Source organism: Lactobacillus sp. Sy-1 (assembly GCF_019303535.1).
GTDB lineage: Bacteria > Bacillota > Bacilli > Lactobacillales > Lactobacillaceae > Nicoliella.
In genome coordinates, this window is sequence record NZ_JACCIU010000001.1 from 363241 (window position 1) to 382881 (window position 19641).

18 protein-coding genes are annotated in these 19641 nt (G+C 41.6%); 7 read left to right on the plus strand and 11 right to left on the minus strand.

Features of this window, described 5'->3' with window-relative positions:
• The first annotated feature begins 142 nt into the window (after positions 1–142).
• Positions 143–613: an NlpC/P60 family protein gene (locus HZL42_RS01740; RefSeq protein ID WP_219053992.1), complete on the plus strand. Its 471-nt coding sequence runs from the start codon at positions 143–145 to the stop codon at positions 611–613.
• A 96-nt stretch (positions 614–709) separates the two neighbouring features.
• On the opposite strand, the gene HZL42_RS01745 is transcribed toward HZL42_RS01740, so the two are convergent.
• The 3 genes from HZL42_RS01745 to HZL42_RS01750 all read right to left on the minus strand — a co-directional run bounded on the left by HZL42_RS01745 (position 710) and on the right by HZL42_RS01750 (position 3204).
• Complete coding sequence (locus tag HZL42_RS01745; RefSeq protein ID WP_219053993.1) at positions 710–1492, minus strand: GH25 family lysozyme; 783 nt, start codon at positions 1490–1492, stop codon at positions 710–712.
• Between the two features lie 182 nt (positions 1493–1674).
• Positions 1675–1803: a hypothetical protein gene (locus HZL42_RS08945; protein WP_255552527.1), complete on the minus strand. Its 129-nt coding sequence runs from the start codon at positions 1801–1803 to the stop codon at positions 1675–1677.
• 21 nt (positions 1804–1824) lie between these two features.
• Entirely contained in the window at positions 1825–3204 is a 1380-nt protein-coding gene (locus HZL42_RS01750) for a class II fumarate hydratase (RefSeq protein WP_219282828.1), read from the minus strand.
• A 228-nt stretch (positions 3205–3432) separates the two neighbouring features.
• Between HZL42_RS01750 and HZL42_RS01755 the strand changes: the two genes are divergently transcribed.
• From HZL42_RS01755 to HZL42_RS01770, 4 genes are all read left to right on the plus strand, one after another.
• Complete coding sequence (locus tag HZL42_RS01755) at positions 3433–5040, plus strand: Nramp family divalent metal transporter (RefSeq protein WP_370629277.1); 1608 nt, start codon at positions 3433–3435, stop codon at positions 5038–5040.
• A gap of 30 nt (positions 5041–5070) precedes the next feature.
• Positions 5071–5499: a universal stress protein gene (locus HZL42_RS01760; RefSeq protein WP_219053994.1), complete on the plus strand. Its 429-nt coding sequence runs from the start codon at positions 5071–5073 to the stop codon at positions 5497–5499.
• Between the two features lie 89 nt (positions 5500–5588).
• Complete coding sequence (locus HZL42_RS01765; protein ID WP_219053995.1) at positions 5589–6050, plus strand: VanZ family protein; 462 nt, start codon at positions 5589–5591, stop codon at positions 6048–6050.
• Positions 6038–6364 carry a hypothetical protein gene (locus HZL42_RS01770; protein WP_219053996.1) on the plus strand — a complete coding sequence of 109 codons (327 nt, stop codon included), beginning with the start codon at positions 6038–6040 and terminating at the stop codon, positions 6362–6364. Before HZL42_RS01765 ends, HZL42_RS01770 begins: the two co-directional genes overlap by 13 nt.
• Positions 6365–6399: 35 nt before the next feature.
• On the opposite strand, the gene HZL42_RS01775 is transcribed toward HZL42_RS01770, so the two are convergent.
• Both HZL42_RS01775 and HZL42_RS01780 read right to left on the minus strand, forming a co-directional pair.
• The gene (locus HZL42_RS01775; protein WP_219053997.1) at positions 6400–7092 is read right to left on the minus strand and encodes a DUF975 family protein; all 693 of its coding nucleotides are present in this window, start codon (positions 7090–7092) and stop codon (positions 6400–6402) included.
• 77 nt (positions 7093–7169) lie between these two features.
• Positions 7170–9821 carry an HAD-IC family P-type ATPase gene (locus HZL42_RS01780; protein ID WP_255552528.1) on the minus strand — a complete coding sequence of 884 codons (2652 nt, stop codon included), beginning with the start codon at positions 9819–9821 and terminating at the stop codon, positions 7170–7172.
• A gap of 271 nt (positions 9822–10092) precedes the next feature.
• Between HZL42_RS01780 and HZL42_RS01785 the strand changes: the two genes are divergently transcribed.
• Positions 10093–10362, plus strand: a complete 270-nt coding sequence (locus HZL42_RS01785) for a hypothetical protein (protein WP_219053998.1) — start codon at positions 10093–10095, stop codon at positions 10360–10362.
• Positions 10363–10419: 57 nt separating this feature from the next.
• Here the strand turns inward: HZL42_RS01785 and HZL42_RS01790 are convergent, their stop codons facing one another.
• On the minus strand, positions 10420–11238 hold the full coding sequence (locus HZL42_RS01790) for a DUF975 family protein (RefSeq protein WP_219053999.1): 819 nt from the start codon (positions 11236–11238) through the stop codon (positions 10420–10422).
• 84 nt (positions 11239–11322) lie between these two features.
• On the minus strand, positions 11323–12141 hold the full coding sequence (locus HZL42_RS01795; protein WP_219054000.1) for a LysR family transcriptional regulator: 819 nt from the start codon (positions 12139–12141) through the stop codon (positions 11323–11325).
• 116 nt (positions 12142–12257) lie between these two features.
• Between HZL42_RS01795 and HZL42_RS01800 the strand changes: the two genes are divergently transcribed.
• Positions 12258–13280, plus strand: a complete 1023-nt coding sequence (locus HZL42_RS01800; RefSeq protein WP_219054001.1) for a YeiH family protein — start codon at positions 12258–12260, stop codon at positions 13278–13280.
• A 41-nt stretch (positions 13281–13321) separates the two neighbouring features.
• Here HZL42_RS01800 and HZL42_RS01805 read toward each other — a convergent pair whose 3' ends face one another.
• The 4 genes from HZL42_RS01805 to HZL42_RS01820 all read right to left on the minus strand — a co-directional run bounded on the left by HZL42_RS01805 (position 13322) and on the right by HZL42_RS01820 (position 19632).
• The gene (locus HZL42_RS01805; protein WP_219054002.1) at positions 13322–14998 is read right to left on the minus strand and encodes an alpha-glucosidase; all 1677 of its coding nucleotides are present in this window, start codon (positions 14996–14998) and stop codon (positions 13322–13324) included.
• Positions 14999–15101: 103 nt separating this feature from the next.
• Positions 15102–16430: an NAD(P)/FAD-dependent oxidoreductase gene (locus HZL42_RS01810; protein ID WP_219054003.1), complete on the minus strand. Its 1329-nt coding sequence runs from the start codon at positions 16428–16430 to the stop codon at positions 15102–15104.
• Between the two features lie 83 nt (positions 16431–16513).
• Entirely contained in the window at positions 16514–17854 is a 1341-nt protein-coding gene (locus tag HZL42_RS01815; RefSeq protein WP_219054004.1) for an NAD(P)/FAD-dependent oxidoreductase, read from the minus strand.
• 158 nt (positions 17855–18012) lie between these two features.
• Positions 18013–19632, minus strand: a complete 1620-nt coding sequence (locus tag HZL42_RS01820; protein ID WP_219054005.1) for a malolactic enzyme — start codon at positions 19630–19632, stop codon at positions 18013–18015.
• Between the last annotated feature and the right edge of the window lie 9 nt (positions 19633–19641).

A 19641-nucleotide genomic window follows, 5' to 3' on the forward strand; every position in this document is an offset into this window, starting at 1 on the left:
TAAAATGGTTTTGTTACATTAATGTAACAAATATGCAATTAGCTTGTAATAGTTCTGTTTTATTTTAGTATTATTTCTTTCCTATAATGAAACCAGTTAAAAATAATAAAAATTAATTAATAATAATATCATTTATTTGGGGATGAATAGATTGAACTATAAAAAGCTAGTAAAATTAATCTTAGTTCCACTGGCGTCCGTAACTATTTTTACAGGATTTAATGCCAGTCATGAATCATCGGCAAACGCTGCAAGTAAAAAAGCAGTTAGTCGAGCTTATAAAGTTGCTGAATCAAAGCTAGGCTCACCATATGTTTATGGTGCAGTTGGACCAACTTCATTCGATTGTTCAGGATTTACCCAGTACATATACGAACAAGCACACGTAACCCTTGCTCGGACTGCCCAAGGTCAATATAACACCACGACCCCGGTTCTCCGGAGTAATCTTAAAAAGGGCGATTTGGTATACTTTGGAGATGACGCAACCTCAATTTCACATGTTGGTTTCTACATTGGAAATGGTGAAATGATCGATGCTCAGAATAACGGTGTGGTAACCGAAAAAATTGATGCTCCTTGGTGGACAATCGTTGGGTACTCAAGACCATAATTAAAATGCCAATTTAAAAATGAGACTGATTGATTCAGTCTCATTTTTTTGTAAACTAAAAACGGACGCCAATTATCATTAGCATCCGTTTATTAATTATTGAGCATTATTTAATCTAACCACGTGTGGATTTTTAACTGATTTGTCAACTGATGTGCTGACCTGCTTAGTAGAAGTCGATTCACCAGCGGTACTAGAAGTGGTGCTACCGCCTAACCAGAATGAGAGTGACTTGGTGCCGGTTAACTTGCTAGCATCAACCCGCTTACCGAGGGCGGCACTATAATACTTGTCAGTATATTGCCACAATGCATAGCTGTAATTTGTGCTTGGCTTAACTGAAGTGTAGCTAGCTAACCAAATTGCATCATAGGCACTCTTAGCAGTGGTGAAGTTACCCATGAATGATTGATAACTGTAAAGAACAATTGGCCGACTAGTTAGCTGCCGGGCACGATTAGCCCAGGCAACGGTGGCACCGTTTAAACTACCTGAGGTAACGTTATTTGATTCGGCATCGTTAACGTAGAATAATGCCTTGGGTGCTGCTTTAATTAACGTGGAAGCTTCATTTGCGGCGCCACTAGCGTTTTTATAAAGACTGTAACTATAAACTCCATACTTAACGCCATATTTAGAAAGAATCCTTACATTGTTTTGGAATACGCGATCTTTATAACTAGACCCGTATTGAACCCGCAGGATTAGAAACTCTGCTTCAGACTTTAGTTTTTTTGCCTGACTATCTGTAATGTTTCCTTGCCATTCAGATAGGTCATATACCGGTTTAGCCGCGTTAGCGGTAGTTGTAAAGAACGGTGCAACAATGGCGAGCCCTAAAACTACGACCAAGCTGCAAAACATTTTTAACTTTTTCATTATTACTCTCACTCCATATTATTTTAATTCCTATAGAGTAGTTTACCATTAATATCCAGCTAAAAAACGCCTGCAATCGTTTTTCAACCAGATTGTAACTTGTTGGTAATAGTTTTATTTTTTCTGAAAATTATTAAGAAAAAGTAAGCATCCAGTCATTTTGGATGCTTACTTTGGTTGAACTATTCAATATAGCGCCATAAAAAGACGATTCCAGTGACGAGGGCAGCCCATAAAAAGCTTTGAATTCGATCCTTAGCTTCAATCTTTTTAGCGCGGTGTTCTTGATTTTTACCGGCAAAGTATTTCAATCTTAATACCACATTTCCTTATTATTTTCTATCAATGTTAGTCATTGCACGCGCATTGACCCACTGGTTAAATTCTGCCTCGGTGACTCCACTTGCGAGGGCGGCAGCCTTGAGGGTTGAACCATCATGTTGAGCCTTTTGAGCAATCTTTGCACTTCGTTCGTAGCCGATATGGGGACTAAGGGCGGTCACTAACATCAATGAATTATCCAGTAATTCGGTCATTCTAGATTGGTTCACCGTTAGCCCCTGGACAAGATGATGGTTGAACGATTCGATTGCCTCCGTTAATAGGTTACTACTATCTAAGAAGTCGTAAATAATAATGGGTTTGTAAACGTTCATTTCGAAGTTTCCCTGACTGTTAGCGATGTTAATCGTTGTGTCGTGGCCAATCACCTGGGCACTGACCATGGTGAGCGCCTCTACTTGGGTAGGGTTAACCTTGCCGGGCATGATTGATGAACCGGGTTCATTACTAGGGATGTTCAGTTCATCATAACCAGCCCTAGGACCACTAGCAAGGAACCGGACGTCGTTACCAATCTTAATTAGGTCGGTTGCAAGCGTCTTTAGGATTCCATGCACCATTGTAATTCCAGAATGATTAGCTAATCCCTGAAATTTATTAGGGGCGACTGTGAATTGAAGCTGGGTTTGCTTGCTTAGTTGTGCCACCATCGCCTGGTCAAATCCGTTCGGCGTGTTGAGTCCGGTGCCGACCGCGGTGGCACCAATTGGTAGTTCCAAAAGGGTTGCCCGGTTAGTTTTGAGGTAGTCGAGATCGTGTTTTAGTGCGCTGACCCAACCGCTAATTTCCTGACCAAACGTAATTGGGGTGGCATCTTGGAGGTGGGTCCGCCCAATTTTAACCACCGTTTTAAACTCAGCTTCCTTTTTCTGAAGGGCTTCAATTAATGAAGCAATTGCTGGAATCAACTTATCAATGGCTTGGGTGGCTGCCATCATCATTGCGGTTGGAAAGGTATCGTTTGAACTTTGTGATTGATTTACGTCGTCGTTAGGATGAATGCTGGCAGCCCCAGCCCTTTGGTTAGCGATGTGAGCAATCACCTCATTGACGTTCATGTTAGTTTGGGTCCCACTTCCAGTTTGAAAAACAACCAGTGGAAATGCCGATTGGTGATCAGTTGCTAGGATTTGGTCAACGGTGCTACTGATTAACGCAGCTTTATCTGCACTTAAATTACCAATTTCATGGTTTACGATTGCAGCCGCTTTTTTAATTTGCAAGAGATTATTTACCACTGCCAATGGCATGGTTTGGCCAATCTTAAAATTATTGTGACTCCGTTCAGTTTGCGGGCCCCAGAGGGCATCCTTAGGGACTTTGACTTCCCCAAGTGAATCCTTTTCAATCCGATATTCCAACTTCAACAGTCCCTTCAATTACTTTACTTCTAATTATAATTAGGGATTTAAAAGGATGTCAAAAGTTACGTTGAATTAAATTAAATTTAAATAGTTAATCAGTTTTAGTGAAATTGTTAACTAAAAAAATTAAAATTTTAGACTGACCTAAAAAAGACTTTAAAAATTCTTAAATTAGTGTACAATATTCATTGGTTAAGAAAAATTTATATATTTTCAAATTGTATCAATCCTAAAATGATACCTTACAGAAAGGTGGAGTTTCACGTGAGTGAAAAACAAAGTATGATTCACTACGCTAACGGTCCTTCGTTGGAGGAAATTAACCATACCGTTAAAGTACCTAGAGATTGGGGATTCTGGAAGACGTTGTTTGCCTATTCCGGACCAGGAGCACTAGTTGCTGTTGGTTACATGGATCCTGGAAACTGGTCGACCTCAATCACTGGTGGTCAAGATTTTGGATACCTACTAATGTCGATTATCTTGATTTCAAGTTTGATTGCGATGTTGCTACAATACATGGCGGCTAAACTTGGAATTGTAACGCAAATGGATTTGGCGCAAGCTATCCGAACCCGAACCTCCAAATCGCTTGGAATTGTTTTATGGATCATGACTGAGTTTGCAATCATGGCAACCGATATTGCTGAAGTTATCGGGGGTGCGATTGCATTGAACCTGTTATTCCATATTCCATTGGTAGTTTCAGTGTTCATTACTGTTTTTGATGTTTTACTATTACTTTTACTTACTAAGATTGGGTTTAGAAAGATTGAAGCAATTGTTGTTTGTTTAATCATAGTAATCCTAGTTGTGTTTGCTTACCAAGTGGCATTGTCAAACGCTGACTGGGGTGGCGTATTCAAGGGCTTGATTCCAACTGCTGATACGCTTTCACAATCTAGAAAAGCTTCTGATGGCTTAACTCCTTATGCTGGAGCATTGGGAATTATTGGAGCAACCGTTATGCCGCATAACCTTTACTTACATTCAGCCATCTCACAAACTCGTGATTATGATCCAAAGGATAAGAAGGACGTTGCAAGAGCAATCAAGTTTACGACTTGGGACTCTAACATCCAATTAACCTTCGCATTCTTCGTTAACGCATTACTATTAATCATGGGGGTTGCCGTATTTAAGACCGGTGCCGTTAAGGATTCATCATTCTTCGGATTGTTTGACGCCTTGAACAACACTTCCACCTTAAGTAACCCAGTCTTGATTAGTGTTGCTAAGTCAGGAATTCTATCAACTTTGTTTGCCGTTGCACTGTTAGCATCCGGGCAAAACTCCACGATTACTGGAACCCTAACTGGTCAAGTAATCATGGAAGGGTTTATTCACATGAAGATGCCATTATGGCTCCGGCGGTTAATTACCCGTTTAATTTCAGTGGTTCCGGTGCTTATCTGTGTGTCACTTACCAGTGGTGAATCAGAACTACAGGAACATACCGCATTGAACAACTTAATGGAAAATTCGCAAATTTTCTTAGCATTAGCATTACCATTCTCAATGTTGCCATTGATTCTAATGACTGATAATAAGCATCAAATGGGAAATGAATTCAAAAATACGCTTTGGGTTAAGTTTTTAGGATGGATTTCAGTTTTAGGATTGATTTATTTGAACCTAAACGGACTACCATCTGCAGTTGCTGGATTCTTTGGTGATAAGATTACTACTGCACAAACCCACTTAGCTAACGGAATTGCTTACACGTTAGACTTCTTTATCTTAGCACTATTGATTTGGACCCTAGTTGAATTTTACTTTGGTAATAAACGGGTGCTATCAGCAAAAAGTGCTGAAGAATCACAACAAAAGGGCAACGCATAATTAACCAACTTTAAATAAGAGGTGTAATTAATGGATCAATTTCAAAGAATCTTAGTCGGAGTTGATGATTCCGACGACGCAATTTTAGCTTTTCGGTATGCCATTGAACGAGCCAAACGCGACGATGCACAGTTAATTCTAGTTTCCGTTTTAGAAACTGAAGAAATTAACGTTTATGAGGCGTTGACCAGGGACTACATGCACGGTGAAAAGAAAGACTTAGAAGAACATATGCAAAAGTATGTTGAACAAGCTAAGCAAGCTGGGGTTAAGGACGTTCAAGCAATTGTTGCCTCCGGTGATGCCGGTGAAACAATCGTAAAGGATGTAATTCCCCATGTTGAACCAGATCTACTAGTGATTGGTTCTCAATCCAAGAAGGGAATTGCCCGTCACTTTGGAAGTCAAGCTGCTTACATGGCGAAGTACTCACCAACTTCAGTAATGGTAATTAGATAGTTTAAATTAATCTCAAGGACCATCATTCTGTTATGGAATGGTGATCCTTTTTGTTTATAATTGGGTTTAAAGTAAAGGAGCTGATGAGAATGACAAATTTAAATCATTGGCAGCTACGAGTAACACAGGGATTATTAGTTATTTATCTAATGATAGTTGCACTTCTCTGCTTTACTCCCCGTTTTCCGATTGCAGTTCAACTGGGCAGTTATCCGGAGCTATCATCGTTTACCTATGGACATGCCCAAATTGTTTACATGCCATTTCAAGAGCTGCTTACCGAGGGTTTTTGGTTGAACGTAGCGATGACGATTCCACTAGGTGGATTCGTGATGAGATTGAACCCGCATCCAATGACGATTAGTGCAGTGGTCGGGCTAGGAGCGTTGACTGGTGGATTCATTGAATTTGGGCAACTATTTCTGGATAACCTAGCCAATTTTCAACGAACTGTCGATATTAATGACGTAATTTCAAATTTGTTAGGGGTGGTGATTGGTTACTACCTCACTAAACTCATTATTGGGGGAATTAAACAATGGCAGAATTAATTCAAGTATTAGAACGGCACCACAATTTAATTAAGGTGAAATATCGGGGAGAATTTGGCTACTTTTGGCCGTCAACGAATTTAACTGGTGAGCATCCAGTTAAATCATTTAACGATGCTGAGCGTGCTTTGCTGCAACACTTAAAGTTAGCGGAGAATGATGCAATCTTAGTGCCAATTGCTTTTGATCCAGCATCACTAGTATTTATTGTTCAGGGATTGGATCGGCAGGCCGTTCAAGCCGGGGCTGATGGTGAAATTGGGACCTTTCAAGTTACCGCTGAGGGTCAAGTAATTAAAAAAAGTGTTGAGTGATTGGGCGCACCCAGTTACTCAACACTTTTTATATTTTATAGTTGTCTTAATTGGTCGTAGTAATTGACCATTGTAATTTGGAAATACGGCAACACGAAGATTCCTAGGATTGGGATAATTGTAAATGAATTAGCAATTCCCATTAATAAGAACCATCCAATGAAGCTTAATTGGAGAATGAATAATTCGCCCTTATGCCCGTTCATCATTTGACGACTTTTGGTAATGGCTTGAAGGGGCGTAATTTTTTGACCACTTACGTAGGCATCACGGTAGATGTAGATTGCCTGTGAATATGAAAAGGATTTAATAAGCCCAGGAACGATTAGGACGAACATCCACAAAATGATGAATATGAATTGTAATAAAATGGTACCAATTAATCCCCATAGCATTGGACTACTAAAGATCTTAGTTGATTTATCAAACGGGTGTTGATGATCAGATTGATGCCGAATGATGCTTAAAACCTGAAGTGAAATCCCAGCTGAAACGATTGCAATCAGGAATAAAATTAAATAGGATAGGTTAATTTCCCATCGACTATAAACGTCCGCTAAGCCGTTGGTTCCATTAGCGATTGCATTTGTTAAATCACTGGAAGTTTTACTTGATAGCAATCCGCCAATCGACTGCAGAATCAGGTATGGTAAAAATAAGATAAAGTAGAAACTAAAATGCTTCAGAAATTCTTGATTTGCATTTTGTTTTAACGTTGAAAAATTCATGGTTTCCTCCAAAAGTTTAATTTACTAATATTTTAACATAAAAGGACCAGCGAGCGTTTGCTCACTAGTCCTTTGAATTAGTCAATTTTGAGTCGTTTAGAAACCAGCTTATCAACTTCGGAAAGGGCGAGGACCACGATTCCGGCAGCAATTGAAATTAACCATCCAGATAGTGGCATCCCATCCGTTTTAAATAGGTCTTGCATGAATGGAACGTAAGTTAATATGAATTGGAAGCAGATCATTAATCCAATGATCCAGAATGCAGCGGGGTTACTAAAGAATGACTTGGAGAATAGTGGTTCACTAGTTCGAATGTAGAATAGGTAGAAAATCTTACCGAACACGATTACGTTCACCACAACCGTACTTGCCACTTCAATACTCCAACCACCAGCAATTAAGGCGTCAAAGACGACGATTCCACAGATGGCCATTACCGAAGAAATGTAGGCCATTCGAACCATGTCAGCCTTGCTTAGCAGGGAGCTATTGTTATCCCGTGGCTTTTTCAACATGATGTTCTTTTCAGCTGGTTCAAAGATGAACACGAATTGAATTGTAATTGCGGAAACCATGTTGATCCAGAGTAACTGGGTCGCATTTAACGGCATGTCGTTCTTAGTCAGAATTGTAAAGGCAATGATTAATCCTTCAGCGAATGAAGTTGGAAGCAAGAATCGAATACTCTTCTTGATGTTATCGTAAATTCGGCGGCCTTCACGGATGGCCGTCGATAGGGTTCCGAAGTTATCATCGGTTAGCACCATATCGGCAGAATCCTTGGCAACGTCAGTTCCTTTGATTCCCATCGCAACCCCAATGTCAGCTCGCTTCAGAGCGGGGGCATCATTAATTCCATCACCGGTCATGGCAGTTACCTTGCCGGCAGCCTGAAGGGCTTTGATAATTTGGAGCTTGTTCTGTGGAGTGGTTCTAGCAAATACTTGGTTTTCTAATACGGCCTTGGTGAACTCTTCATCGTTTAATTGATCAAGTTCAGCACCCGTAATAGCGTGAATTTCAGGAGCTAAGCCTAGTTTTTCACCAATTGCCTTAGCGGTTACAGGGTTATCACCAGTAATCATTTTAACTTCCACTCCGGCAGCGTTCATTTCCTTCAGGGCTTGAACAACTTCTTCACGGGGTGGATCAATAATTCCGGCTAGCCCTAGGAATTGAATTCCAGAGGTAATTAACTCGTGGTTAATTTCATTAACATTATCAGCAACGGGCTTGTAACCGACTGCGATGACCCGTTTTCCAGTCTTAGAAAGGGCGTGAACCTTATCTTCCCAAGCCTGGGTATCAAAGTTTGGATCGGTCTTCTTAGCTAGTGCTAACACCTTATCAGGAGCCCCCTTAACGAATAGGAACTTCTGACCAGCAGGGTTAACGACGACCTTCCCCATGTATCTAAATGCGGAATCGAACGGTAGCAAGTCCACTTCTTGGTACTGTGGATTGTCCATTGATTGAGTTCCCTTGTGGTATAGGGTCAAGAAGGCTCCATCGGTTGGTTCACCGTTGATCTCCCAACGACCATCTTCGCGGTTTAGGGTCGTATCGTTAGCTTCAAATCCAGCATCTAAGAATAACTGAAGCTCCTTACTTTTTACCGGTTGGTCGTTATCATCTAGGATTTGGCCATCTGGTTGGTAACCAGTTCCGGTAACGTGGTAGGTCCCACTTGGTAGCAACACGTCCGTCGCAGTCATTTCATTTTGGGTTAACGTCCCCGTCTTATCAGTTGCTACGACGTCCACGGAACCCAGTGTTTCAACGGCCGGCAAACTCTTTACAATCGTATTTTTATTCTTAGCCATATCGCTAACGCCTCGTGATAAGACCACGGAAGTCGTAGCGGGAAGGCCTTCAGGAATTGAACCCACAACCATGGCAACCACGGCTAAGGCGAGGACTGAAACAGAGTAGGTTTCGAAATAAAGCCCGATTAAGAACAGGATTACGGAAACCCCCATGATTACGTATGAGACCCACTTTCCAAGTTGGTCCAATTCGTTCATTAACGGGGTCTTTCTTTCGGTCGTGTTATTAACTTCCTGTGAAATTTGACCGATTTCGGTGTCATTCCCAGTCGCGATTACCACCCCGGTCCCACTTCCAGAAGTAACGGAAGTGTAAGAAAAGGCGATGTTAGCTTGTTCAGCTAGTGACGGGTGGTCTTCAGTAATGACCGCAGCGTCCTTTTCGATTGAATCCGATTCACCAGTGAGGGCGGATTCTTGAATTCTTAAGTTATCGGTATCAACTAATCTTAAGTCTGCTGGGACCCGGTCGCCGGCCTCAAGGAAGACAACATCACCGACCACGATTTCATTAGTGGGGATGTCGATTCGCTTGCCGTCACGGTAAACCGTCGAGTTAGTTGCTAAGATCGATCTAATTTTGTCCAATGCGTTTGAGGCGTTTGCTTCCTGATAATAACCAATGATGGCGTTAGCTAGTACCACTAACGTAATAATCAATGAGTCAGAATAGTGACGCATCAACAGGGTTATAATGGCAGAAAGAATTAGTACATAGATAATGACTTCATTAAATTGGCGCAGAAATAGCTTTAATTTGGAGTCCTTTTTGAACTGAAGTTCATTGGGTCCATTTTGGGCTAATCGTTCACTTGCTTGTGAGCTTGTCAGTCCGCTTTCAAAATCTTTAATCTGATACTTATTCTGAATTTCCTCGTCAGTTAATTTAAAATCCTTCATAATATTAATCTCCTTAAGTATAAATCAAAGTGTGAATCGCTACCTTGAAGTGATTACTCAATGAGAAAATAATGAAGAGCAATGATATACCTTGGTCTCAAGAGATCAGGGCCACTATCCATGTGCTACACCTCCTTATTAATAGTAAACACAATCTTACCAGAAATAATGAACTTTTGGTATACATTTAAGATATTTTTAATAAAATAGCTGGTCTTTAGTAATGGTTACTGTTAAAATAAGGGTATTAAAAATACAGGAGCGTACAATTATGAAATCAAAGAGACTATTAATCGGCTTACTACTTGCATTGCCATTGGCTGTTGCACCGGTTTTTGAGGGTACTACTAGTGTTCACGCAGCAACGACTTACCAAGGGCAACCTCGTCAATTTGGTCGGACTAAAAGAAACAGTCGGCCCCAAAGAATGAGCCACTTTAACATGTCTAAGAAATTAGCGATCTTAAGCCAATTTCATAATCAAGGAAATGCAAATAAGGTGAACCGTTCAAGTAACCCGAGCCAAACTAACGTTAAATAGTTAAATTAAAAAAGGTCAACCCAGTGGGTTGGCCTTTTTACTATCTAATGATAGAAACTATTTATTTTCTGAATCCACTAATTTTACATAGTAGTTAGCATAGGTTAACTTGGTGTATGGCGTAACATATAAAACGCCAGCAATGCCAAGGGTAATTGCACTTAGCAAGTACCAGAGAATAAAGCTTAGGATCAACAGGAATAATTCTCCCTTGTGTCCATTCATCAGTTTGCGACTCTTTGTAATTGCTTCATTGTATCCAATGGGGTTACCGCTATCGATTGCATCTCTAAAGATGTATTGAGATTGGGAATAGGCTAACTGCTTTGCAAATACAAGAACCATCGTCGCAATTGCAATTAGGATTCCAGCGAACAACAGGATTGCGAACAGGATTCCCTGCTTAACAAGTAACACTGCACATACGATGGCAATCACTGAAATTACAGTTGATAAAATTGACCATAGTAAAATGTAAATGTTTTTCAACAATCCGACCACGAAGGCGCCAAAGAAATAATCACCCTTGGTAAAGATGTTGAACGCCTTGGAGAATCCTCCGGTGAAGTCGCTTTCCTGTCCCCGCATCGCCTTGATCATCACGAACATCGCACTAAGCAATAGTGAGGTTGCAAGCAGTGATAGGACATTATTAACATAGTTGGATGTATTAACACTGTTAACGTTGTTGATGCTGCCGTTGGCAACGTTACTATTTTCAACAAGAATTGAGCTAAATAATTGACTAGCCTGACTAGACCAAAGCCAAGCATTCAATCCGCTTACAGCATATGTTGGAATCAAAAGGAGCAGGAAGAACCCATAGTGTGGATTCAACTGGGCCTTGGCTTCTGATTTTAAATCTGCGAATTTCAAAATAATTCCTCCTTAATAAGTACCGTTTAATTATAACGAACTTAACGGACAATTTAAAGTAATCTTAATAATTATCAGGGGTTTCTAATTCACCCGGAGTAATTCAACTAACCGGTTTTTTAATTCACTTAACTCGTGAAATGGATAGCTAGGGCGGTTTAAAAAGAAAAACTGGCGTTCAAAATTACTATCAAGGGGCTCAAATGGAATGCCAACTGGTAAAACATCTTTAGAAATAATCGACTGCCCAATTCCAGCTGCTAAGCAACGGACAATCAGGTCATTATTATCAATCATAATTCGGTTCATGGGCTTCAAATTGCGTTGCTTAAAGAATTCCTCTGTATAATGATAAACTCCCGAACCGTTTTCGCGTTCCAGCCAAGTGTCACTAGTAAAGTTACCAGCGTGCACTAAGATGTCGGTGTGAAAAGCAGTCCGTTCAATTCCGGGGGTAACAATTGCTTTTTCAATTAAGCCAAATTCTAGCTGGTGGTTAGCCATTTGCTCCGCAATTCTAGTCGAGTTAGTCACCGTTAGCTTAAGGCTGACGGCAGCACTTAACTTTAGTTGCTTTAACACGTTTGCGATCACTACGTCAGCGGTGGTGTTGGAAATACCGATTCGGCACTGAATTCGATGGGGGTGATGATTGGTGAGCTGTCTTTGCAGGGCCTGCTCTTTTTCAAAAATACTAACCCCTGAATTATAGAGTTGATCAGCAAGCCCGGTGGGGGTTACCTGGCTTCTTGAGTTACGAGTAAAAAGCCTGGCGCCCAGCAGTTCCTCTAACTTTTTGATTTGTTGGGAGACTGACGACTGCGAGACAAAAATTTGTTTGGCGGCTAGCGAGAAGTTACGGTTCTCATATACCGCCCGGAATGCAAGAAAGTATTTAAACATTTTGGTTCCACCTTTTAATTCGATTTAGTAATAGTAACTATTATAATTATTAACTTCTCTAATTAAAAGCGGGTTGTTATAATTTAGTTATTCAATGATTGCGGGAGACGATAAAGATGGTAAATACAATTAAGCAACGGACGCCGGGATTCGCGGTGGCCTTAATAGTAGCGATTGTAAGTCAGTTTTTAACACTAATAATTCCAGATGTGGGCGCGGCAACAATCTCGATTATTTTAGGTATTATCCTAGGGAACACGTTCATTAAACAACCAGTTTTAAGTGCCGGAACTAAGTTTGCTGAAAAACGGCTACTAGAATATTCAGTAATGTTACTGGGGTTAACAATTACCTTCCAAACGATTATTAAACTGCACTGGACCGGATTATTATTCATAGTTCTTCAGATGAGTATTACAATTGTGGCGGCGATTATGATTGGGAAGTGGTTGCATTTCGAAGATGGTATCTACCTTTCGATGGCCGGTGGAAATGCGGTCTGTGGATCTTCTGCCATTGCCTCCATTAAGCCGGTGATTAATGCTAGTGATGAGGATGCCGGAATGGCAATCACCCTAGTTAACCTCATGGGGACCGTATTAATGATTTTGCTACCAATTTTAGGAACGGTGGTTTTTGGTAACGTTGATATGACCCGGGGGGCTTTAATCGGGGGAACCGTTCAATCAGTGGGGCAGGTAATTGCCAGTGCCACGATGGTTAACCAGTCTACCGTTGAGTTTGCAACGCTATTCAAAATTATGCGGATTATCATGTTGGTGGTAATCGTAATGGTGTTTGCTAAAATTCATCAGCACAACGTGAGCGAAAAGCAAGTGGTTGAAGAAGTTGAGCAGGACGTTAAGAAGCATAAAATTGATTTCCTACCATGGTATGTGATGTGGTTTTTGATTTTCTGCATTGCAAATAGTTTGGTTCATTTACCAACGTTGATTGGTGGAACCGCCCATTTCCTAAGTAGTTGGTGTGAAATTATTGCATTGGCAGCAATTGGATTACGGCTAAACCTCCAAGCCTTTTTGAAGGCCGGCAAACGATTTGCCATTTACAGTTTAGGAGTGGGAGCCATTCAAGTGGTAGCTGCATTAGTTCTCATTAAATTATTAATTCATGCATAATAAAAAGGCATTCGGTTGAATGCCTTTTTTTACGTTCTAAATTAGAATAGGTAAACTTTACTTTCGTATGGGCGTAAGTCTGACCCTTGGTCATCAGCATAGTTGCCAATTAATAACTGGGCGTCTGCTGGAACTTGATAGTCACGAGAAACATCTTCAGCGGTGAAGTTGTTAATCGATACCAAGGTTAAATCGTTATAGTGGCGCTTGTATGCAAAAACTTCATCGTCTTCTGGATCTAACTTTTCAAAACTACCGTATCTAATGATATCGTTATCTTTTCTAAGTTGGATTAACTTTTGGTAGTAATAGAAAACGGAATCGGAATCCACTAATTCGTCAGCAGCGTTGATTTCAGGGTAATTAGCATTTAGTCGGTACCAAGGTCTAGCAGCATCGGTAAAGCCAGCGTACTTACTATTATCCCATTGCATTGGGGTTCTGGCGTTATCACGAGACCGAGAAGCAAGGAAGCTAAGCATCTTGTCAGCACTAACGAGGTGTTCTTGGTCAACTAACTGCTTGTAAGCGTTAACTGATTCGATGTCTTCGTATTGGTCAATGCTAGTAAAGTGGGCGTTAGTCATTCCTAATTCTTCACCTTCGTAGACGTAAGGAGTTCCTTGAAGCATATGCAGGGTGGTACCGAGCATCTTAGCAGCCCGCACTCTAAATTCTGGTTCATCGTTCGCAAAGCGGGAAACGGCCCGTGGTTGATCGTGGTTGTTCCAGTAGAGACTGTTCCAACTCTTACCATCAAGCCCTTCTTGCCATCTAGAAAGCGAGTGCTTAAGTTCGGTTAGCTTAACCGGAGCGTCGTTCCACTTACCGAGTGCTTTATCAGCACTAAATGAGAGGCTTACGTGTTCGAATTGGAAAATCATGTTCAAGCCACTACCGTCCAAGTTAGCATAACGAACGGCATCTTCAGGGTTCGTAGATGGCATTTCACCAACTGTCATCACATCGTACTTGGAAAGCACCTTATCGTTCATTTCATTTAGGTATTCAAGCAAGTGGGGACCGTTAGTAGTCATGGGTTCACATGGAGCAAATTCAGAACCCTTTGGAACGGTGCCATCTGGGAGGCCTTCAGGCTTAGAGATGTAGTTAATAACGTCCATTCTAAAGCCGTCAACGCCCTTATCAAGCCAGAAACGCATTAAATCAAATACTGCTTCCCGAACTTCAGGATTTGCCCAGTTTAAATCTGGTTGACCTTCTGCAAAACAGTGAAGGTAGTATTGACCCCGTTCAGGTACGAATGTCCAAACTGAACCAGAGAAGTTTGATCCCCAATTGTTAGGTTCATGGCCATCAACTGGATCCCGCCAGATGTAGAAGTCGGAGTACTTATTATCACGGGACTTCTTACTTTCTTGGAACCATTCGTGTTGATCGGAAGTGTGGTTAACCACCAAGTCCATTAGTAACTTAATTCCCTTTTCGTGCATTGCACTTAGGAGGGAATCGAAGTCATCCATGGTTCCGTATGCTGGTTGAATTGCTTCATAATCAGCAATATCGTACCCATTATCCTTGTTTGGGGACTTGTAAATTGGGTTTAACCAAATGGTGTTGGCCCCTAACTTTTTAATGTAATCAAGCCGGCTTTCGATTCCCTTAAGGTCACCGATTCCATCACCGTTACTATCTTGAAAACTCATTGGGTAGATTTGATAAACAACTGAATCTTTGAACCAATCGTTTTTTGACATAATTTAAAATCCTCCTTGCTAGATATAATCACGCTTTTATTTTAGCATAGTTGTAGAAAATGGCTCAAATTAAACGTCTTAAGCGCTTACATTAATTATTAATCTACAACTTTTTCCAAACCTCGTGGGTAATTGATGGGAAGAGGGGAATGATGGATTGAATTTGTTGCTGATTCATTTTCAGTGCGATTGCTGGTAACAGCGAATCAATAGCGTTATCAGCCTGTTCGCTCATTTCAGTAGCCCCCACGAGCCGCTTTTGGCTATCAAACACGAGGGCCTGCTTTGCGAGGTGTTGGTGATCAACTTGTCTGAACCAGTCCTTAGTTAGGTCGGTATAAACAACCTGGTATTGATCACTTGCTTCAGCTTCAGCGATTGAAACCCCAGCTTCAGCAATTCGTGGGGAGGTAAAGGTTACCGACGGAATGACAGGATCTTCGATTGGCTCGGAAGTGTCGCCACTGATGAAACGGGCAATGTACTTAGATTGAAAGGTTGCGGATGGGGTAAGGTTAGGGTACTTTGTAGCGGTAATATCACCAGCCGCAAAGATGTTAGGGATGTTAGTCTGGAGATGGTCGTTAACCTTGATTCCATGGCGGTCAAAATCAATTCCTAATTCTGCCAATCCATAGCCAGTAACGTTTGGCACCCGGCCGGTTGCATCTAAAATCCAGTTGGTAGTTGTGGATTGTCCATCACCATACTTAACGGTCAACTGGTTGCCATCCTTGGCAAAGCCGCTGACGTTAGCATTGGAGATGAAGTCAACGCCCCGGGCACTTAAATCGTCTACCACGGCTTGAGCGTATGGTTGATAAAATTTACGCAGGGCCTTGTCACCGTGCATCATCACAGTAACGTGGGCACCGAATTGATTTGCAATCGTTGCAAATTCCATTGCAATGTAGCCACTGCCGATAATCACAATGTCACTAGGAAGTTTGTCGAGTGCTAAAAAGTCCTTACTGTTATGGGCTAATTCAGTCCCGGGAACATCAATTTGATTGGGGTGCAAGCCCGTTGCGATAACAATTTTGTCAGCGGTCTTAGTCTGGCCATCGATACTTACGGTGTGAGGATCAACCAGCGTTGCCCACCCATGAAGCATGTCAATCCCCATCTTAACGAACTTGTCCGCTAGTCCATCGGCGAGGGGATCGATTACGGCATGCTTATAGCGCATGTTGGCGGCCCAATCTGGCGTTAAGCTTCCAGAAACTACCTCTGCCATCCGTTCTTGTTGCCGGGTCAACTCAACGGGACCGTCTAAAACCAGCTTTGCGTTACAGCCCCAATTAGTACAGGTACCACCGACCCGTTCGGCTTCCACCTTGGCAACCCGATAGCCAGCTTTGGCAAGTAGGGGGGCACCGTCAGATCCGTGGCCGGCACCAATAAATAATACATCATAGTCATAATTTGCCATTTAGCATTCCTCCTGAAGATACAAAAAAGCGAAGTGCAAAGGCACCTCGTTTTTAAGTGGTTATTAATTAATTAAATTTAAGATTAGATGGTTGCCCATACATCACTAGCAACAGATGGGAAGATTTGGATAATCCGCCCGATTTGTTCCTTGCTTAACTTAAATTCAATTGCTGGTAATAATGTGTTGATTGATTCAACTGCATGGGAACTAACTTCAGAAGCACCAACTAAGTGGCCTTCCTTGTCAAATACCAATGCTCGTTCTGCAATGGCATCGTTATCAACTTGGTAGTACCAGTCATCCTTTAAGTCGGTCTTAACAACCTTGTAGTTATCATCGTTTTCAGCATCAGCAACTGAAACCCCAGCTTCTGAAATCCGTGGTGAAGTAAAGGCGTTTGTACCAACTGCAGGGAAGTCGATTGGAGCATCGCTTTGTCCTGATAGTAATCCAGTTAAGTAAGTGGATTCAAAGATTGCAGTAGGCGTTAACTTAGGTTGCTTACTGTTAATAACATCACCAGATGCGTAGATGTTTTCAACACTAGTTTGAAGGTGGTCATTAACGTCAATTCCATGACGTTCATCAAACTTAACACCAACTTCTTCAAGGCCAAGGCCATGAACGTTAGGAATCCGACCAGTTGCATCTAAGATCCAGTCAGTTGCAAGGGTATCGTTTTCACCGTATTCAACAGCAAGAGCGTCGCCATCCTTCTTAAATCCGCGAACGTTACTGTTCTTAACAAAGTGAACGCCACGACGTTGTAAGTCAACTAAGACCTTCTTAACGAATGGTTGGTAGAAAGGACGAAGTGCAACATCACTATGAAGCATTACGGTAACGTCAGCACCGGCAGCGTTAGCGATGGTTGCAAATTCCATTGCAATGTATCCACCACCAACAATGGTAATGCGCTTTGGAAGGTGTGATAATGCGAGGAAGTCTTTACTATTATGAGCTAATTCAGTTCCAGGGATGTTAAGTTTGTGTGGAGTTAATCCAGTGGCAATTACGATTTTGTCAGCGGTCTTCTTTTCGCCGTCAACTTCAACGGTGTGAGGATCAGTTAACTTACCGTAACCCTTGATAACGTCGATTCCAGCGCTTGTCATCAGTCCTTCAATGGCACCTGGTAAGACATCAATGATGGAGTGCTTCCGTGCCATATTGGCAGTCCAGTTAATTGTAAGTTGTTCACCGTTTAATTGATCTTTAATTCTTTCTTGTTCACGAGTTAAAGCAACTGGAGCATCTAAAGCAATCTTAGCGTTACAACCCCAGTTAGGACAAGTTCCACCAATTGCTTCTGCTTCAACAACAGCAACCTTTTTACCAGTTCCTGCTAATGGAATTGCACCATCAAATGTACCGTGACCGGCACCTAAATAAAGAACATCATAATCGTAATTTGTAGCCATAAAAAAAGCCTCCAATTAAGTTTTTATGCAAATTTTTACTTTACATTTTTAGTACAATGATATTCTAGCATTTAGTTTAGTAGCGTACAAAGTATTTGCTCATTTAATACCAAAAAAAGGCCCGGTTATCCAGCCGAGTCCTTTATGAATCCATTAGCTTAGTATTTGGGATCCCATTTCGTATTTTGAATTGCCTTATCAACATCTGAAATGGCTTCACGGGTCAACCCCTGTTTAATGGCACTATTAGCAACGGCCTTGGCTACCGTTTCTGAGAACACGGCTAGTTTAGAAACTGGTGGTAAGACGGCTGCTCCTGGTTGCGTTGGATCAACAATTCCACTGAGCGAATGGGCAGCCGCTGAAATCATTTCATCGTTAAGAACACTTGCAGTGGCAGCAATTGCACCCAATCCAAGTCCTGGATAAACTAGTGCATTATTGGCCTGTCCAATCTGATAGGTCACCCCATTATATTCAATATCATCCACTGGAATTCCGGTTCCAATTAGGGCTTTGCCATCCGTCCATTTTAATAGATCGGCGGCCTTGGCCTCTGCTAATTTAGTTGGGTTTGAAATGGGGAAAATGATTGGCCGGTCAGTATTAGCAGCCATTTCCTTAATGATGGGTTCGGTAAAGGAACCGGGCTTAGTGGAAGTGCCGACCATAATGGTAGGGTGAACGGCCTTCACTACCGCTGCTAAGTTGGTTAATTCATCAGCATTGCTAAATTCTGAACGGGAGCGGGCGAATGGTCTTTGCTCAGGGGTTAAGGTGGTGTCATCATCAAATAATAGTCCTTGTTTATCAACCAGGTAGAAGTGCTTTTTAGCTTCTTCCTCACTTAATCCCTGTTGAACAAACTCTTCACACACCCTAGAAACAATTCCAGCCCCAGCGGTTCCAGCTCCAAAACAGAGGTATTTTTGGTCGGTTAATTTTTCACCAGAAATGTTGAGGGCTCCTAAGATACCAGCAAGGACAATGATTCCAGTTCCTTGAATGTCATCGTTAAAAATGGTGTACTGTTCTTTATACTGATTCAAGATCTTAGCAGCGTTAGAACGGCCGAAGTCTTCAAAGTGCAAGTACATATCTGGAAAACGGCGTTCAGCACTTTTCACAAACTGATCAACAAATTGATAGTACTGATCACCGTAAATTCTGCGGTGGTGATTACCTAGGTAGAGGGGGTCGTTTAATAGTTGTTCATTGTTTGTCCCGGCATCTAATACAACGGGAAGAACTTGTGATGGGTCGATACCAGCAGCGGCAGTGTAAACCATTAGTTTTCCAACTGCAATGTCCACTCCGTTCGTCCCCCAGTCACCAATTCCTAGGATGCCCTCGGCGTCGGTAACAACAATCAGTCGGATGTCCCTGTCACCAGCAGCATTTTTTAACGCTTCGTCAATTGATTCTGGATCATCAATTGATAGGAAGGTTGCATTTTGAGGTTGAACAAATAACTCACTATAGTTTTCAACTGATTCAGCAATGGTTGGATCATAAACAATGGGCATGAACTCCACTACGTGTTGACTAAAAAGCTTGTAGAATAGCACCCGATTTTCATTGAATAGGGTCATTAAAAAAATCCGCTTTTCAATATTGGAAGGCTTAGTTTTAAATTGAGCGTAGGCTTGATCTGCCTGTTCATCCAATGATTGAACGAATGGGGGCAGCAATCCGGTGATGCCCAGTTCCTTTCGTTCCGCCATTGTAAAGGCAGTTCCTTTGTTTTTGAATGGATCGTTTAAAATGTTATATCCCATTGCAAATCC

Bases quoted from the DNA above. Each gene is read 5' to 3' on its own strand.
- HZL42_RS01805 (WP_219054002.1), bottom strand. From the start codon at position 14,998: ATGTCAAAAAACGATTGGTTCAAAGATTCAGTTGTTTATCAAATCTAC.
- HZL42_RS01770 (WP_219053996.1), top strand. From the start codon at position 6,038: ATGGCAGAATTAATTCAAGTATTAGAACGGCACCACAATTTAATTAAG.
- HZL42_RS01755 (WP_370629277.1), top strand. From the start codon at position 3,433: ATGATACCTTACAGAAAGGTGGAGTTTCACGTGAGTGAAAAACAAAGT.
- HZL42_RS01785 (WP_219053998.1), top strand. From the start codon at position 10,093: ATGAAATCAAAGAGACTATTAATCGGCTTACTACTTGCATTGCCATTG.
- HZL42_RS01820 (WP_219054005.1), bottom strand. From the start codon at position 19,632: ATGGGATATAACATTTTAAACGATCCATTCAAAAACAAAGGAACTGCC.
- HZL42_RS01795 (WP_219054000.1), bottom strand. From the start codon at position 12,141: ATGTTTAAATACTTTCTTGCATTCCGGGCGGTATATGAGAACCGTAAC.
- HZL42_RS01800 (WP_219054001.1), top strand. From the start codon at position 12,258: ATGGTAAATACAATTAAGCAACGGACGCCGGGATTCGCGGTGGCCTTA.
- HZL42_RS01740 (WP_219053992.1), top strand. From the start codon at position 143: ATGAATAGATTGAACTATAAAAAGCTAGTAAAATTAATCTTAGTTCCA.
- HZL42_RS01760 (WP_219053994.1), top strand. From the start codon at position 5,071: ATGGATCAATTTCAAAGAATCTTAGTCGGAGTTGATGATTCCGACGAC.
- HZL42_RS01775 (WP_219053997.1), bottom strand. From the start codon at position 7,092: ATGAATTTTTCAACGTTAAAACAAAATGCAAATCAAGAATTTCTGAAG.
- HZL42_RS01780 (WP_255552528.1), bottom strand. From the start codon at position 9,821: ATGAAGGATTTTAAATTAACTGACGAGGAAATTCAGAATAAGTATCAG.
- HZL42_RS01765 (WP_219053995.1), top strand. From the start codon at position 5,589: ATGACAAATTTAAATCATTGGCAGCTACGAGTAACACAGGGATTATTA.
- HZL42_RS01810 (WP_219054003.1), bottom strand. From the start codon at position 16,430: ATGGCAAATTATGACTATGATGTATTATTTATTGGTGCCGGCCACGGA.
- HZL42_RS01745 (WP_219053993.1), bottom strand. From the start codon at position 1,492: ATGAAAAAGTTAAAAATGTTTTGCAGCTTGGTCGTAGTTTTAGGGCTC.
- HZL42_RS01815 (WP_219054004.1), bottom strand. From the start codon at position 17,854: ATGGCTACAAATTACGATTATGATGTTCTTTATTTAGGTGCCGGTCAC.